Annotated in this window: 12 protein-coding genes; 4 read left to right on the forward strand and 8 right to left on the reverse strand. The window is 69.2% G+C overall.

The window, feature by feature from the left end; translation table 11 throughout:
- The first annotated feature begins 236 nt into the window (after positions 1-236).
- The 3 genes from gyrB to MOX02_RS14445 all read left to right on the forward strand — a co-directional run bounded on the left by gyrB (position 237) and on the right by MOX02_RS14445 (position 6,363).
- A complete protein-coding gene (gene gyrB, locus MOX02_RS14435; protein WP_147026492.1) occupies positions 237-2,684 on the forward strand; it encodes a DNA topoisomerase (ATP-hydrolyzing) subunit B in 2,448 nt (815 codons plus the stop codon).
- 391 nt (positions 2,685-3,075) lie between these two features.
- Positions 3,076-3,456, forward strand: coding sequence for a response regulator (locus MOX02_RS14440; RefSeq protein WP_147026493.1), 381 nt, complete (start codon positions 3,076-3,078; stop codon positions 3,454-3,456).
- A gap of 153 nt (positions 3,457-3,609) precedes the next feature.
- Positions 3,610-6,363 carry a hybrid sensor histidine kinase/response regulator gene (locus MOX02_RS14445; RefSeq protein ID WP_147026494.1) on the forward strand — a complete coding sequence of 918 codons (2,754 nt, stop codon included), beginning with the start codon at positions 3,610-3,612 and terminating at the stop codon, positions 6,361-6,363.
- A gap of 194 nt (positions 6,364-6,557) precedes the next feature.
- Here the strand turns inward: MOX02_RS14445 and MOX02_RS14450 are convergent, their stop codons facing one another.
- The 3 genes from MOX02_RS14450 to MOX02_RS14460 form a co-directional block, all read right to left on the reverse strand.
- Positions 6,558-7,022: a YdeI/OmpD-associated family protein gene (locus tag MOX02_RS14450; RefSeq protein ID WP_244948437.1), complete on the reverse strand. Its 465-nt coding sequence runs from the start codon at positions 7,020-7,022 to the stop codon at positions 6,558-6,560.
- Positions 7,023-7,187: 165 nt separating this feature from the next.
- Positions 7,188-7,847: a TerC family protein gene (locus MOX02_RS14455; protein WP_147026495.1), complete on the reverse strand. Its 660-nt coding sequence runs from the start codon at positions 7,845-7,847 to the stop codon at positions 7,188-7,190.
- A gap of 78 nt (positions 7,848-7,925) precedes the next feature.
- A complete protein-coding gene (locus MOX02_RS14460; RefSeq protein WP_147026496.1) occupies positions 7,926-8,573 on the reverse strand; it encodes a GntR family transcriptional regulator in 648 nt (215 codons plus the stop codon).
- A gap of 205 nt (positions 8,574-8,778) precedes the next feature.
- Between MOX02_RS14460 and MOX02_RS14465 the strand changes: the two genes are divergently transcribed.
- Positions 8,779-10,167, forward strand: coding sequence for an SLC13 family permease (locus tag MOX02_RS14465; protein WP_147026497.1), 1,389 nt, complete (start codon positions 8,779-8,781; stop codon positions 10,165-10,167).
- 972 nt (positions 10,168-11,139) lie between these two features.
- On the opposite strand, the gene MOX02_RS14470 is transcribed toward MOX02_RS14465, so the two are convergent.
- Genes MOX02_RS14470 through MOX02_RS14490 form a run of 5 tightly spaced genes read right to left on the reverse strand, consistent with a single transcriptional unit; the run spans position 11,140 to position 15,689 of the window.
- On the reverse strand, positions 11,140-11,856 hold the full coding sequence (locus MOX02_RS14470) for a glycosyltransferase family 2 protein (RefSeq protein WP_147026498.1): 717 nt from the start codon (positions 11,854-11,856) through the stop codon (positions 11,140-11,142).
- Between the two features lie 5 nt (positions 11,857-11,861).
- Positions 11,862-12,941, reverse strand: coding sequence for a radical SAM/SPASM domain-containing protein (locus MOX02_RS14475; protein ID WP_147026499.1), 1,080 nt, complete (start codon positions 12,939-12,941; stop codon positions 11,862-11,864).
- Positions 12,938-14,320, reverse strand: a complete 1,383-nt coding sequence (locus MOX02_RS14480; protein WP_147026500.1) for an MptA/MptB family glycosyltransferase — start codon at positions 14,318-14,320, stop codon at positions 12,938-12,940. Before MOX02_RS14480 ends, MOX02_RS14475 begins: the two co-directional genes overlap by 4 nt.
- On the reverse strand, positions 14,320-15,027 hold the full coding sequence (locus MOX02_RS14485) for a TIGR04282 family arsenosugar biosynthesis glycosyltransferase (protein ID WP_147026501.1): 708 nt from the start codon (positions 15,025-15,027) through the stop codon (positions 14,320-14,322). Before MOX02_RS14485 ends, MOX02_RS14480 begins: the two co-directional genes overlap by 1 nt.
- The gene (locus tag MOX02_RS14490; RefSeq protein ID WP_147026502.1) at positions 15,027-15,689 is read right to left on the reverse strand and encodes a DoxX family protein; all 663 of its coding nucleotides are present in this window, start codon (positions 15,687-15,689) and stop codon (positions 15,027-15,029) included. Before MOX02_RS14490 ends, MOX02_RS14485 begins: the two co-directional genes overlap by 1 nt.
- Between the last annotated feature and the right edge of the window lie 8 nt (positions 15,690-15,697).

Here is a 15,697-nt window from a genome sequence, read left to right on the forward strand (position 1 = left end):
AAAGTCCTTAAGACCGCCCCATGGCCGCGCGCGTCGGCGGCCGGCTCGTCAGCATCGCTGACATTTCCTTAACAAGTCTTCGAATAATCGAGCGGCCAAGCTCGGCCGCCCGCTCCCGAAACCGATGCAATTTCAAGGCAGAGCCCCTATATCAGGTGGGTCAACCGAATCGCAGGCGCCAGGTCCCGGAACGGGGCCGGACACGCGCTCGAGAGCCCGCCTGCCCGAGGAACTTCATGGCCGACAATCCGCAGACTGAGAACGCCGAGACCTACGGCGCGGAATCGATCCGGGTGCTCAAGGGGCTCGATGCCGTGCGCAAGCGGCCGGGCATGTATATCGGCGACACCGACGACGGCTCGGGCCTCCACCACATGGTCTACGAGGTGGTGGACAACGCCATCGACGAGGCGCTCGCGGGCCACGCCGACCTCGTCACCGTGACGCTGAACGCCGACGGCTCCTGCACGGTGTCCGACAACGGCCGCGGCATCCCGGTGGACATCCACAAGGAGGAGGGCGTCTCGGCGGCCGAGGTCATCATGACCCAGCTGCACGCGGGCGGTAAGTTCGACCAGAACTCCTACAAGGTCTCGGGCGGCCTTCACGGCGTCGGCGTCTCGGTGGTGAACGCCCTCTCGACGCTCCTGCGCCTGCGCATCTGGCGCAACGGCCAGGAGCACTCGATGGAGTTCCGGCACGGCGATGCGGTCGCCCCGCTCAAGGTCGTCGGCGACGCCAAGGGACGGCGCGGCACGGAAGTGACCTTCCTGCCGAGCCCCGAGACCTTCTCAATGGTCGAGTTCGACTATCCGACTCTGGAGAAGCGCCTGCGCGAGCTCGCCTTCCTCAATTCCGGCGTGCGCATCGTGCTCACCGATGCCCGCCACGCCGAGCACAAGCGCGAGGAGCTCTGCTACGAGGGCGGCATCGAGGCGTTCGTGCGCTATCTCGACCGCTCCCGAAAGCCGATCGAGGGCATGACGCGACCGGTCACCGTCAGCTCGGAGCGCGACGGCATCCGCGTCGAGGTGGCGTTCTGGTGGAACGACTCGTTCAACGAGACCGTCCTGCCCTTCACCAACAACATCCCGCAGCGCGACGGCGGCACCCACATGGCGGGCTTCCGCGCGGCGCTCACCCGCCAGATCACGGGCTACGCGGAGTCGACGGGCATCGCCAAGAAGGAGAAGGTCTCCCTCAACGGCGAGGATTGCCGCGAGGGGCTCACGGCGGTCATATCGGTGCAGGTTCCCGACCCGAAATTCTCCTCGCAGACGAAGGACAAGCTCGTCTCCTCCGAGGTGCGTCCCGCGGTCGAGAACGTGCTGAACGAGGGGCTCTCGAACTGGCTCGAGGAGAACCCGGCCCAGGCGAGATCCGTCGTCGGCAAGGTGGTGCTCGCGGCCTCGGCCCGGGAGGCGGCGCGCAAGGCCCGCGAGACCGTGACCCGCAAGGGTGCGCTCGATATCGCCTCGCTGCCGGGCAAGCTCGCCGACTGCCAGGAGCGCGACCCGACGAAGTGCGAATTGCTGCTGGTGGAGGGCGACTCGGCCGGCGGCTCGGCCAAGCAGGGCCGCGATCGCACCTTCCAGGCGGTGCTGCCGCTCCGGGGCAAGATCCTCAACGTGGAGCGGGTGCGGGCGGACCGCATGCTCTCCTCGGCCGAGATCGGCACGCTGATCACGGCGCTCGGCGCCGGCATCGGGCGCTCCTCCACCGACCGGGAGGGCTTCAACCCGGAGAAGCTGCGCTATCACCGCATCATCATCATGACGGATGCGGACGTGGACGGCTCGCACATCCGCACGCTGCTCCTGACCTTCTTCTTCCGGCAGATGCCGGAGGTGATCGAGCGCGGGCACCTCTACATCGCGCAGCCGCCCCTCTACAAAGCCGAGCGCGGCCGCAAGGCGATCTACCTGAAGGACGAGCGGGCGCTGGAGGACTACCTCATCGACCAGGGCGTCGAGGGTGCCACCCTGCGGCTCGCCTCCGGCACGGAGTTCCAGGGCGCGCAGCTCAAGGCGCTGGTCGAGGAGGCCCGCGCCTTCCGGTCGGTCCTGCAGGGCCTCCACACCCGCTACGACCGCGCCGTCGTGGAGCAGGCGGTGATCGCGGGCGCCTTCCGGCCGGAGGCCGCCGAGCACGCGGGGGAGGCGGAGGTGCTGGCCGACATGACCGCCAAGCGCCTCGACGCCATCGCCGACGAGATCGAGCAGGGCTGGCAGGGCGAGGCTTCGGAGGGCGGCTACATCCTGAGCCGGACCCTGCGCGGCGTGCGTCAGGTCTCGACGCTCGACGCCTCGCTCATCGCCTCGCAGGAGGCGCGCCGCCTCGCCGACCGGGCGGACGCGCTGCGCGACATCTACGGGGAGCCGGTGACGCTCGCCCGCAAGGGTGACGAGACGGTTCTGCACGGGCCCGTCGGCCTGTTCGAGGCGGTGATGGCCTTCGGCCGCAAGGGCCTGCAGCTCCAGCGCTACAAGGGGCTCGGCGAGATGACGGCTCAGCAGCTCTGGGAGACGACCCTGGACCGCGACGTGCGCTCGCTGCTGCAGGTGAAGGTCAAGGACACGACGGATGCCGACGACCTCTTCGTCAAGCTGATGGGCGACGTGGTGGAGCCCCGCCGCGAGTTCATCCAGGAGAACGCGCTGAGCGTGGCGAATCTCGACGTGTGAGGCCGCCGGCGTGATTTCGCGGGCATGTCTGACCGCCTCGCGGGGTAATCTGCCCCGAACCACTCAGATACTTGACTCCTCAATGCAAACGAAGGCGGGCGGGAGATGTAGTTGCATCGCCAGGCCCGCCTTCGGCTCGGTTATCGTCGGCTGCTGCGCTGGAACGAGGAGCCGGACAGATGCCGCTCGACCTCGCATCAGAATGGCTTACGGCCGAAATCCGAACCCTCCGGTCTGGGCCGCAGCCGCCCCTCGGTCGGTCCCGGCAATGTCTCGAAACCGAATGACCGCCGGCTGGATGCTCTGAAGCGACCACGGCCCTGCATCCCGTAAGCAGAGTTGTAAAATTAACCTGAGTGAACCTCTGCGCACGTGCCGCCGTTTTCCCTTCATGTCGATCCCGCCCAACGCCTCCGCCACCCGTGTTCTCATCGTTGAGGACGAAGATCTCGTGCGCATGATGGCCGTCGACATGCTCGAGGATGCCGGGTTTGCAGTCGTCGAGGCGGCATGCGCCGACGAAGCCTGGGCGATCCTGCAGAGCCGCAGCGATATCGGCGTGCTGTTCACCGACATCGAGATGCCCGGCTCGATGAACGGCTTCGTGCTGGCTGCCCGAGTGGCCGAGCGATGGCCGCAGATCCGCTTGGTGATCACGTCGGGGCGGTGTCGTCCCGCGCCGCGCGATGTGCCGGACCACGGCATGTTCGTGCCCAAGCCCTATCTGGCGGATCAGGTGCTCCGCGCCTTCGAGAGAGCCAGAGCCCACTGACGTTCTGTCGACTGCTCGGAACTGAGGAAGTCGCGAGCTCGTCGGTGTCCGTCCAATGCCGGCAGCGTCCATGCCAGCACCCAGCCCGCTGGTCGCGACGCGCGACGGTCGAATTCCTCGCGCGCAACACAATCGCCGGTTAGACCGGCTCGTATGCACACCCCTCTCACCCCGGACCCGACAACCCTGTCGCGCGAGCAACTCGAAGCCGAAGTGCGCCTGCTGCGTGCCCAGTCGGCCTCTCTGGCGCAGATGTTCGAGCAGGCTCCGAGTTTCATCGCTCTCCTCAGTGGCCCGAAGCACCGCTTCGCGCTGACGAACGCCGCCTACCAGAGAACCATCGGCGATCGCGCCGTAGTCGGGAGCACGGTCGCGGAGGCGCTGCCGGAGGCGGCGGCCCAGGGCTACGTCGCGCTGCTCGACGAGGTCTTCCGCAGCGGCCGGACGCATCGGGCGACGGGCGCCCGGTTCGACGTCCGGGCCTTGCCGGGCGGACCCGTCAACGAGCGCTATCTCGACTTCGTGTACCAGCCGATCGCCGATGCGCGCGGCGTCGTCAGCGGCATCTTCGTCGAAGGCCACGACGTCACCGAGCGCACCCTCGGCGAGATCGCCCTGCGGGAGAACGAGGTGCGCTATCGAACCCTATTCGAGAGCATCGAAGTGGGGTTCTGCATCGTCGAGATGATGTTCGAGGGCACCCGCGCCGTCGACTACCGCATCGTCGAGGCCAACCCTGCCTTCGTGCAGCAGACCGGCGCCGACGTCGCCGGCCGGTGGGTGAGCGAGTTCGCGCCCAACCTCGAACGTCACTGGTTCGACACGTATGGCAGCGTCGCCCTGACCGGCGAGCCCGCGCATTTCGAGCATTACGCCGAGGTGTTCGGGCGCTGGTTCGACGTGCGGGCCTTGCGCACCGGTGAGCCCTCGGCCAACCGCGTCGCCATCTTCTTCTCCGACATCACCGAGCGTCGCAGGATCGAGCAGCGCGCCGAGGCCGGCGAGCGCGAGCTCCGCCTCATCACGGACGCCCTGCCGGTCCTCATCTCCTTCATCGGCGCGGACCACGTCTACGGCTTCGCCAACAAGGCCTATGACGACTGGTTCTCGATACCGGCCGAGATGATCGTCGGCCAGGATGTGCGGGACCTTCTCGGCCCGAAGGCTTACGCCGCGCGCAAGCCGTTCATGGACAGGGCCCTCTCGGGCGAGGCAGTCACCTTCGAGTTGGATTGGCCGCACCGCGATGGGCGCGCCCGCGTCGCCGAGATCCGCTACCTGCCCCGCCGAGCCGTGGACGGACACGTCGACGGCTTCCACGTTTTCGTGCAGGACGTGACCGCACGCAAGCAGACGGAGGCCGACCTCGCACGCCAGGTCGCCGCCCGCACAGCCGAGCGCGACCAGGTCTGGCAAGCGTCATCGGACCTGCTCTGCGTCGCCAATTTCGACGGACATTTCGTCAGCCTCAACCCGTCCTGGTCGCGGACGCTGGGGTGGAGCGAGGCCGAGATGAAGGCACGGCCGTTCCTCGACTTCGTCCACCAGGACGATATCGCCGCCACCCTGTCGGCCGCGAACGGCTTGGCTCAGGAAGAGGCGCAGCTCACCTTCGAGAACCGCTATCGCCACAAGGACGGACGCTACGTCTGGCTGTCCTGGAACGCCGTGCCGCGGGACGGCCTGATCTACGCGTCGACCCGTGACGTCACTGAGGCCAAGCATCAGGCCGATGCCCTCGCCCAGACCGAGGAGGCGCTGCGGCAATCGCAGAAGATGGAAGCGGTCGGGCAGCTGACGGGCGGGCTGGCGCACGACTTCAACAACCTGCTCGCGGGCATCTCCGGCTCGCTGGAGCTGATGCAGACCCGGATGTCGCAAGGTCGGATGAGCGACCTCGACCGCTACATGACGGTCGCCCAGGGCGCGGCCAAGCGCGCGGCCGCCTTGACCCATCGCCTGCTCGCCTTCTCCCGGCGCCAGACCCTCGATCCGAAGCCCACGGACGTGAACCGGCTGGTCACCGGCATGGAGGACCTCGTCCGGCGCACGGTGGGCCCGGCCATCCACCTCGAGGTCGTCGGCCTCGCGGGGCTGTGGGCGGCGCTGATCGACCCGGGCCAGCTCGAGAACGCGCTGCTGAACCTGTGCATCAACGCGCGCGACGCCATGCCGGACGGGGGCCGCATCACCATCGAGACCGCCAACAAGTGGCTCGACGAGGCCGGCGCCCGCCAGCACGACATGCCGCCGGGGCAGTACCTCAGCGTCTGCGTCACCGACACCGGCACCGGGATGCCGCCGGACATCATCGGCAAGGTCTTCGAGCCCTTCTTCACCACCAAGCCGACGGGCGAGGGTACCGGCCTCGGCCTGTCGATGGTCTACGGCTTCGCGCGCCAGTCCGGTGGGCAGGTGCGGATCTACTCCGAGGTCGGCCAGGGAACGACGGTCTGCCTCTACCTGCCGCGCCACTACGGCGAGGCCGACGAGGACGATGTGACCCGGAGGCTCGCCGAGGTCGAGCGCGCGGGCCAGGGCGAGACGGTGCTGATCGTGGACGACGAGCCCTCCGTGCGCATGCTCGTCACCGAGGTGCTGGAGGACCTCGGCTACACCGCCATCGAGGCCGCAGACAGCGTCGCCGGCCTGAAAGTGCTGCAATCGGACGTGCGCATCGACCTGCTGGTGACGGATGTCGGCCTGCCGGGCGGCATGAACGGGCGGCAGATGGCGGATGCGGGGCGTGAGCGGAGACCAGACCTGAAGGTCCTGTTCATCACGGGCTACGCCGAGAACGCCGTGCTCGGGAACGGGTACCTGCGGCCCGGCATGCAGGTCCTGACCAAGCCGTTCGTGCTGGAGGCGCTCGCCTCCCGCATCAAGGATCTCATCGCCGAAACCTAGATCCTTCGCACTCCGAACCGGATCGGCATCGTCCAGCCTTTTCTGAGCGCTTTCGTCCGTCCCGGTCGGCGAGCCGTGCAGGTTGCACGATCGGAACGGGACATGCGACTGGCCGAGCGGTGGCCGTCAGCGGGTTGGAGGCCTCCGGCAGCCCTCCCGGAGAGGCAGGACGGGACCATTCGCTCGCGGACGCGTCATGACCCGTTCTTCGCCTTCCGATCGATCAGGACCGCCTGTTGCCATCGGCTGGGCGCCTTGTCGGTGCGGTGAATGCAACCCGCCCAGCAGCAGGGCCGCTTCTTCCCCTCCAGCAGCGCCTCGCATGTTCGCTCGATGCGGCGCTGGCGCGTCGTCGCCTGCTTCGCGTCATCGACCCAGCAGATGAACTCGTTCCGGCCGAGCGACGTCAGGCTCTCCCAAAGCAAAAGGATCTCGGGGTCCGATCGAACCGCGGCCTGAAGGTCTTCGCGTGCTTCGTGGACGGTGCCATGGGAAAATGCGCTTGCCATCAGACCTCCGAGCGACGCGACGGATGCGTTCATCGACTCCGAGCGGAACGGCGGCTGCCGAGCTTGACCGCTTGGCAGCAGGATGTCCATCGTGAGGCGGAAGCGGCGCGTCCGCTTCCTCGCCTGAGGCGCCTCGAGGCGGACCGGCACGTCCGGCCAGGCTCGGCCGACAAGCTCGGTCGGCCACGATGCGCCCGGTGCCGCCGCTGAGCCGATCCGGACGGCACTTCCGGAGCGGACATCGCGGCAGCCGAGCTTCGCATACGGGTGGCACCGGCTAGCCTCACAGGCGCCGTGCCGGCTGCCAGAATAGAGCTAGCCGCGATGGATGGCCGGCCACACCTCCAAGGCGCCGCGGTAGATCATCTCGCCGGCCACGTAGAGGATCACGGCAAGACCCACGTAGGCGATCCAGTGGTACTTCTGGAGCAGGCGGGCGATGAAGCTCGCGGCGATGCCCATCAGGGCGATCGAGAGGCCGAGGCCGAAGATCAGGACGATCGGGTGCTCGCGCGCGGCGCCCGCGACCGCCAGCACGTTGTCGAGCGACATGGAGACGTCGGCGATCACGATCTGCCAGGCGGCCTGAGCGAAGGTCTTGCGCGGCGCGTGCTCGGCGATCTGGCCATCCTGGTCGAGGTCGCGGTCCTCCAGAGCCTCCTCGGCCTCGAGATCCTTCTCCGCATGGCCGGCCCGCAGTTCCCGCCACATCTTCCAGCACACCCAGAGCAGCAGGATGCCGCCGGCAAGGAGCAGGCCCACGATCTCCAGGAGCTGCGTCGTGAGGCTCGCGAACATGATGCGCAGGACCGTAGCCGCGATGATCCCGATCAGGATCGCCTTGTTGCGCTGATCCTTCGGCAGTCCGGCCGCCGCCAGACCGATCACGACGGCGTTGTCGCCCGCCAGGACGAGATCGATCATGATCACCTGGAGGAAGGCGGTCAGGGCTTCGGCAGTCAGAAGTTCGCTCATGGCATGGGTCCCCAGGTCATCAGCCCCGCCCGCACGTTTCAGGAGGATAGGCCGCCCGCTTCAGGTCTCACGGCCGCCTCAGGCCGCGCGTTCGAAACTCGCGATGAAGTCCGCCAGGCGCTCGCCCTGGATCAGGATGTGCTCGCGCAGCAGGCGCTCGGTCCGCTCGCCGTCGCCGTCCCGGATGGCGTCGACGATGCTCTGATGCTCCGCGAGCGAGTTCGCCACGCGGCTCCGGGCCCGGAGCTGCAGGCGCCGATAGGGCTTCAAACGGGCATGAAGCTGAGCGGCCTGCTCTGCCAGGAATCGATTCTGGCAGGCCTCGTAGATGAGGTGATGAAACCGCTCGTTCGCGTAGTAATAGGCGTCGGCGTTCTCCTGCGACGCCTCGCGAACGCAATCCTCGTGAACCTTCTCGATCTCCCGCTGCATCGCTTGGGTGATGCGACGCGCCGCCAGGGCCCCGCACATTCCCTCCAGCGCGGCCATGACCTCGAACCGCTCAACCACGTCCTTGAAGCTGAGGAGGGTCACGAACGCGCCGCGCCGCGCCTGCAGTTCGACCAACCCCGTCGAGGCGAGCTGCATCAGCGCCTCGCGGATCGGGGTGCGGGATACCTCGAAGCGGGCAGCCAAGCTCTGCTCGTCCAGCCGGTCGCCGGGGCGGAACCTGCCGGTGATGATCTCCTGCTCGAGGGCGTCCCTGAGTGCTTGAGCTCGTCTCATGGCGTTCGTCCTGCTCGACTGCATCCTAAGACGACCGTAGATAATTTTACAAGCGCATTCTTGTATACAAGAGCGTTGACCGTGAATGCGCAGGAGGGTATCTGACGAATCAAGGATATGAGGGATTCGCCTGCGCAATCCCCGCGAATCGGCCGGAAGCCGCTCGTCCACCTGACGCAGGGGAGGAAACGGAGGAGCGGGCGCCATGACGCCACAGCTGATCTCGATCTACGCCCTCGTCGCGATGTTCGTCGTCGCCACGATCCTGCCGGTCAACATGGGCGTGCTGGCCTTCGTGGGCGCGTTCCTGGTCGGAACCCTGGTGGCCGGGCAGACCACGAACGCCATCATCGCGGGCTTCCCAGGCGGGTTGTTCCTCACGCTGGTCGGGATCACGTTCCTCTTCGCGATCGCGCAGAACAACGGCACGATCGACTGGCTGGTGCGGCTGGCGGTCAGAGCCGTGCGGGGCCGGATCGCCGCGATCCCGTGGATCATGTTCGGGATCTCCGCCGTCCTGACGGCTGTCGGCGCGGTCAGCCCGGGTGCGGTCGCGATCATTGCGCCGATCGCGCTCGGCTTCGCGTTCAAGTACCGCATCTCACCCCTGCTCATGGGCCTCATGGTGGTCCACGGTGCCCAGGCGGGCGGCTTCTCGCCGATCAGCATCTACGGCGGCATCACCAACCGGGTCGTCGCGAAGGCCGGGCTGCCGCTCAGCGAGATCACGACCTTCCTGGCCAGCTTCGGCGTCAACCTCGCCGTCGCGGTGCTGCTGTTCTTCGCGCTCGGCGGCCGGAAGCTCCTGCGCGCGACGGCGGCGGAGCCGGCGGTCGTCAACGTCCCGCCCACTCGGATCGCGGGGGCGCAATCGGGCCCGCAGATCTACGGCGATGCCGAGGCCGAGGCCCTCAGCGAGGAGATCGCGCTCGAGACCGGGCAGCGGCCGGGCCGCTCGATCGTGGAGAACGCGGTCGAGGAGGAGACGAGCCGGGACGGCAGCCTCTACCAGATCATCACGTTGCTCGGCCTCGTCGCCCTCGCGGTCCTGGTCCTGGCCTTCAATCTCGACATCGGCTTCGTCGCGATCACGATCGGCCTGTTCCTGTCGCTGATCGCGCCGAACCTGCAGAAGCGCGCGATGGGGCAGGTCGCGTGGCCCGAGATCATGCTCATCACGGGCGTCAGCACCTACGTGGTCGTTCTGGAGAAGATGGGCACGATCACGTTCGTCGGCGACAGCGTGGCCGGTCTGGCCTCGCCGATGCTCGCCGCACTCCTCCTGTGCTTCATCGGAGCGGTCGTCTCGGCCTTCGCGTCCTCGACGGCCGTGCTCGGATCCCTCATCCCGCTGGCCGTGCCGTTCCTGCAGGCGGGAACGGGCGTGAGCGCGATCGGCTTCATCGCCGCCATGGCCGTCTCCTCGACCATCGTCGATGTGAGCCCCTTCTCGACCAACGGCGCCCTCGTTCTCGCCAACGCCCAGGGCGTCGACCGCGAGGTCTTCTTCCGCAAGCTCATGGCCTACGGCGCCATCGTCACGGTGGGGGCACCGATCGTCGTCTGGGCGCTGTTCATCGCACTCTGGCACTGATCGTCCGATCCGGGCCGATGCGACAACCAAGGCGCGCTCGCGATCTTCGCGAGCGCGGACTTCCCCGGTTGCGGCAGCGGTCGCATCCTCACGGGCAGCATCAACCTGCATCGGGAGGAGTGTGACGGGGAGATCGTCTCAGTCTCCCGCGCCTGCTCAGAGCGCCTTGATCGGTCCGCCGGGAGTTGAGGTCGGCACAGGGTCAGTCCGGTCGTGGTCTGCCCTCGTCGCGACTTCGTGAGCCATCCTGGCGAGCTCGCTCGTCCCGGATGCGGGCTCAGGCAGCCCGATGGCGTCGTCCTCCGCGACGTCCGCCATGGGACCTGAGGTAGTTCAGGCCGGCGGTGCGCACGCCCCTGGCGCTGAGCCGCCGATGCACGCTCTTTCGGCACCTCCGCATTTGAAGCGGCCACTCGGTGGAGAACGCAGACATTCCTGTGTTCATGAGTTGACCGCATGCCGAGCATGCAGCCTCCCGCATTTCGAAGGGCCAAGCCGAGGGCCACTTATCCGACAGGAAACGCTCAAGGGCCATCGTATTCCAGTAAGGAATCTCGTCCTTGACAATCACCGCCCTTCTCAACCGTTCGCTGGTCAACCTGCAGCGCAGATCAGACAGCTTGGCGCGGCGGAAGGCTCTCTCCCGCGAGGAGGGACGCTACGGTTTCTCGGCCAGAGTGATGGCCAACCGCGCGCAGGAAGCCGAGCTTCTCGTCCGCGGCTACCTCCCGCGCCCGGCCGACGCGTCCGCCGGAGAGGCTGGGTCGCATCTCGGTGGCTGGAGGTTCCACCGCTGAGGACCTGAGCAGAAGCTCGCGATCGACGATCGAACAGCGAGGTGAACGCGTCCTCGGCCGGGCTGCGAACGCGGAGACGCCCACACTCCGGCATGCCAGGGCCGCTCTCGCCCGATACGCATCCGTCATCGACCCGCCGCAAGCGGGCGTGCCGCCCCAGAATGTTCCTCAAGCCTTAGCGCTTCGCCTCCCGGCGCAGCGCGAGGCAGAGGCGCAGGAAGGTGCGGCCGATCACCCAGGCCGCGCGCGAGGCGACGCGCCAGTCACCCGAGACCTTGGAGGCGCCGCCCCGGCGCGTCCGCTGCCCGGCCGCCACCTCGCGGCAGCGCAGGCCGGCCGCGGCGGCGCGCATCAGCATCTCCAGGTTCCAGCCGTAGGTCTCCTCGCGCATGCCGAGCCGGTCGAGGCTGTCGCGGCGGATCGCGCGGAACGGGGACATGTCGGTGAAGTCGACGCCGTAGGCGAGGCGCACGAGCCGGCCCGCGACGTGGCCCGCCGCGATCTGCTGGGGGCTGAGCGCACCCGGCTCGCGCGGGCCCAGGATCCGGGAACCGTGGACGAAGTCGGCCTCGCCGCGGCGGATCGGCCCGACGAGGTCGGGCACCGCTTCCAGCCGGTCGCTTCCGTCCCCGTCGACGAAGAGGAGGACGCCCGCATCGGCTCGTGCCGCGGCGATGCCGGCGCGCACGGCTCGCCCGTAGCCGCGGCGGCGCTCGGCGATCACCCGGGCGCCCGCGGCCTCGGCCCGCGCCACGGTCGCGTCCCGCGAGCCGCCGTCGACCACGATGACCTCGTCGGCGCCCTGAGCCCGGAGGCCCGCGACCACGTCGGCGATCGCCGTCTCCTCGTCGAGGGCCGGCACAATCGCCGAGAGGAGGGCGAGGTCGGCCACCGCGGTCAGAGGCTCCAGCGCAGGCCGCAGCTGGCGCAGGCCTCCGCCGGCCGGTCGGACAGGAGGGCGGCGCGGAAGTCGGCGTAGGCCGGGCCGTTCCAGATCGCCCGCAGGGTGTCCTGCGTCGCGTCGCCGAGGGTGTAGTTCTCGTAACCCCGCTGCGAGAAGGGCGCGATGCAGCAGGGCAGGGCGCGGCCGTTCGCCGTGATGTACATGACGGTCCACGGCCGCCGGCACAGCGACCAGGGCGTCTCGTCCTCCGCCCGTCTCAGGCTCATCCCGGGCTCGCTCGCCGCGCCGGAGGCGGAGAAAGCGAGCCCGAGGCGCGCGGCCTCCGCCTCGGCCTCCGCGAGGATGGCCGTCTCCTCCCGGTCCATGCGCTCGTAGAGGGCCTGATCCGGCCGGGCGAGGCCGATCGCGTCGGTCTCGAAGAAGACGAGGCGCTGGAGGTAGACCTCGCGCACGCCGGCCTCCGCCGCGACCCGCACGAAGGCGGGCAGCTCGTGCAAAGTCTCCTTGAGGCCGGTGAGCCAGGCCGAGACCCGGGGCGTCGCGTGGCCCTCGCGCTCCTGGAGGGCGCGGAAGGCCCGGACGTTCCGAAGGATGCGCTCGAAATAGTCCTTGCCGCGGACCTGGATGTAGGAGGCCCGCGTGGAGGCGTCGAGCGAGACGCGCAGCTCATCGAGGCCGGCCTCGATCAGGGCGCGGCCGTTCCTCTCCGACAGGACGGTGCCGTTGGTGTTGAACAGGACGTAGCTGCCCCGCGCCTTCAGGTAGGCCACCATGCGGGGCAAATCCTTCACGAGCATCGGCTCGCCGACCCCGTGCAGGACCGCGCGGGCGAGGCCCGGCACCTGATCGACGATGGCCGTGAACAGGTCCCAGCTCATGTCGGCCGGGGGCTCCAGCTCCGCGTAGGTGCGCGGGCAGGTCGTGCAGAGCAGGTTGCAGCGGTTCGTCACCTCCAGGTAGAGGCAGACCGGCGGCCGCTCCGCGCGAGCTCCCGCCTGAGCGGGGGCCGCCTCGTGGTAGCGTCGCGGATCGACGGCGGGCGCGCCGGGGGTCTCGGTCCGGGGGCTCGTCATGGCGTCCTCCCTGGCGCGCCGCCCACGATCGCGGACCGGTGGGGCGCTACTCCGGTTCCTCGGTCGAGCGCGGCGTCGTGCGGGACGGGACCCGCGCCGCCCGCCCGCATCATCGCGGCGTCGTGGAGTGCGGCGATCAGGATCGCGGCGATCAGGAGAGCCGCGCGCGTCTCGAAGCTGAATTGCGGATCGCCCGGCACGACGTCGTAGAGGCCGAGCGAGCCGACCGTCAGGACCCAGCCCGCCATCGTCGGCACGGGCGCCAGGAACGGCACCGCGATCAGCGCGTACCAGGGATATTCGGGCGAGAACAGGACGAGGAAGGCGAGGATGAGCAGGGCGAGGTCGCGAAGGCTCCGCTCGGGCGAGCGTGCGCGCCGGAAGCCGAAACGCAGGCTCATCCCGATCAGAACCGCGAGCGACAGGGCGATGTAGAGGGCGGCGTCGTGCGGGAACAGGCCGACGCCCTGGCGCCACAGCCGCAGAAGGGTGAAGCCCCAGCCGCCGGAGATGCCCTGCTCCTCGGCGTAGCCTCCGCCCAGGAAGCCGAGCACGCCCATCCCCACGGAGAGGTAGGGCAGGTAGGCGAGGAGGATGGTGGCGATCACCGCGGCCACCATGCCCCAGCGCCGGGGACGCCAGAGCGGCGGCAGCGCGAGCAGCGCGAAGGGCTTGGCGAGAGAGCCCAGCGCGACGAGCACGGCACCCGCCGCAGGCTTGTCCCGCGCGAGCGCGAACCAGATCCCGAGCATCGTGAGCGCGACCATCAGCCCGTCGACATGGCCCTGCCCCGCGATCTCCCAGACGGGCAGAGGGTGCCAGGCGTAGGCCGCGACGCGGCTCGCCGGCAGGCCGAGGCGGCGCAGCAGGCCGAGCAGCGCCAGCACCGTGCCGCCCTCGCACAGGACGAGGCCGAGCTTGATCGCGAGCGGATTCTCGGAGACTCGGGTGACGAGGAAAAAGAAGACCTGCGCCACCGGCGGATAGATGGTGACGGCATAGTCCGCCCGGTTGATGAAGGGGAAGATCAGGGCGTCCCGCAGCGGGGTGAGCGCCGGATCGGCCGGGACGTATCGGTAGGGGTTGATGCCGGCCCCCTGAACGCGCCCGTCCCAGACGTAGCGGAAGATGTCGGTCGAGAGGATCGGGGGGGAGGGCAGCGCGACGAGCCGCATCGCGAGGCCGAAGCCCAGGATGAGGATCAGCGCCGGCCGCGCATCCGCGACGGGCAGGCGCGCGGCGAGCGCCGCCGCAACGGCTCCGGCCACGGCGAGGGCCAGGAAGGCGTCGTCGCCGAAGCGCAGGAGTGCCGGCATCCCGGCGGCCACCAGGGCCAGGGCGGCGAGGCCGAGCGCGGCGAGGCGCAGGGTCGCGGGCATCAGGGCGCCCCCGCCAGGAAGGTTCGCGTCGCCCGCGCGGGACCGCCGACGAGGTCCGTCGCGAAGGGCAGGGGCTCGCCGGCGAGCTCGCCCCGCAAGACGTCGAGCGTCCCGGCATCGTCGATGTCGTACCAGAGGGACAGACGTTCGACGGCCAGTCCGATGGCGGCGGCCTGCGCGCAGGTCGCCTCCAGCACCGCCTGCGTGCTCCAGGGGATGTCCCGGAACAGACCGGGATGGTCCGCCTTGAGCCCGATCAGCACGTAGCCGCCGTCGCTGGCGGGTCCGAGCACGACGCGGTCGCCGGGCCGTGCGAGCGCCTCGACGGCCCGCGCCAGCAGGGCGGTGGGCAGGGTCGGCGAGTCCGCGTTGATCAGGATCGCGCCGGCATGCCCGTGGGGGCTGATCAGGGCCCTTACCGCGCCGGCGAGCACGAGCCCGAAATCCGCTCCCTCCTGCAGGAGCAGGCCGAAGCCCGCGGGGAGGAGGGCCCGGAGCTCGGCTTCCGTGCCGGCCGGCGCGTAGACGCCGTAGCCGCGCGCCCCGAGAGCCGCCGGCAGCGCCTCGATGCTCGCCGCCACGTCCCGCAGAAAGCAGCCCGAGAGGGCGGCGGCCCGCTCAAGGCCGAGCACACGGGCGAGCCGCGTCTTGGTCAGGCCCGGCCGCGGCGCCTTGCACATGATGCCGAGGGCGGTGGTCCGCCCCATCACGAGGCGACGCGCACGATGGCCGCGACCGCACCGTTCGTCATGTCCGGCGGGTGCGTGCGCCGCAGGAGCCCGTCGAGTCCGAGGCTGCGGCCCGCGGCGATCAGCGCGAACAGCGCCATCAGGCTCGCCAGGAAGACGTAGGTCCAGGGCCATTCCTGCGGGTGCTGGTAGAGGCCGAGCCAGAGCTGGGCGACGAAGAGCACGCCGATCACGCCGACGAGGCGCACCCCGAGGCCGAGCATCAGCGAGGCCGCGAATGCGAGCTCGGTGAGGAAGACCAGCACGTCCACGTAGAGGAAGTTCGGGGTCGGCAGGATCCAGGTGGCGACGAGGTCGCGGTGGACCTGGAAGGCGGCGGTCTTCACCTCCTCGCTGGTCCAGAAGTAGAGGCCGTTCTCGGTGGAGAAGAGCGGCATCTTCCAGAACAGGTTCTGGAACCACATGCAGCCGATCAGGAACCGGATCAGCCACACGCCGAGATCTCGCCCGGTGCGCTGGCGCGGGTCCTCCGCCCACTCGCGAGCGGCCACCAGCAGGCTGCCGAGCACGAGGGCGGCGAACAGCGCCATCATCACCCAGCGCCAGGGGCCGAGCCCGATCTGGTCGCTCTGGCCGGCCGTCAGGAAGGTGAGGAGATCGGTGTAGGGATTCGTGCGCATGGCGCCTC

Source organism: Methylobacterium oxalidis (assembly GCF_007992195.1).
GTDB classification, from domain to species: Bacteria; Pseudomonadota; Alphaproteobacteria; order Rhizobiales; family Beijerinckiaceae; genus Methylobacterium; species Methylobacterium oxalidis.

What these genes read in the sequence shown, in the direction of transcription:
- MOX02_RS14445 (WP_147026494.1), top strand. Translation starts at nt 3,610, where the DNA reads ATGCACACCCCTCTCACCCCGGACCCGACAACCCTGTCGCGCGAGCAA.
- MOX02_RS14485 (WP_147026501.1), bottom strand. Translation starts at nt 15,027, where the DNA reads ATGGGGCGGACCACCGCCCTCGGCATCATGTGCAAGGCGCCGCGGCCG.
- MOX02_RS14460 (WP_147026496.1), bottom strand. Translation starts at nt 8,573, where the DNA reads ATGAGACGAGCTCAAGCACTCAGGGACGCCCTCGAGCAGGAGATCATC.
- MOX02_RS14480 (WP_147026500.1), bottom strand. Translation starts at nt 14,320, where the DNA reads ATGCCCGCGACCCTGCGCCTCGCCGCGCTCGGCCTCGCCGCCCTGGCC.
- MOX02_RS14475 (WP_147026499.1), bottom strand. Translation starts at nt 12,941, where the DNA reads ATGACGAGCCCCCGGACCGAGACCCCCGGCGCGCCCGCCGTCGATCCG.
- MOX02_RS14440 (WP_147026493.1), top strand. Translation starts at nt 3,076, where the DNA reads ATGTCGATCCCGCCCAACGCCTCCGCCACCCGTGTTCTCATCGTTGAG.
- MOX02_RS14490 (WP_147026502.1), bottom strand. Translation starts at nt 15,689, where the DNA reads ATGCGCACGAATCCCTACACCGATCTCCTCACCTTCCTGACGGCCGGC.
- MOX02_RS14465 (WP_147026497.1), top strand. Translation starts at nt 8,779, where the DNA reads ATGACGCCACAGCTGATCTCGATCTACGCCCTCGTCGCGATGTTCGTC.
- gyrB (WP_147026492.1), top strand. Translation starts at nt 237, where the DNA reads ATGGCCGACAATCCGCAGACTGAGAACGCCGAGACCTACGGCGCGGAA.
- MOX02_RS14455 (WP_147026495.1), bottom strand. Translation starts at nt 7,847, where the DNA reads ATGAGCGAACTTCTGACTGCCGAAGCCCTGACCGCCTTCCTCCAGGTG.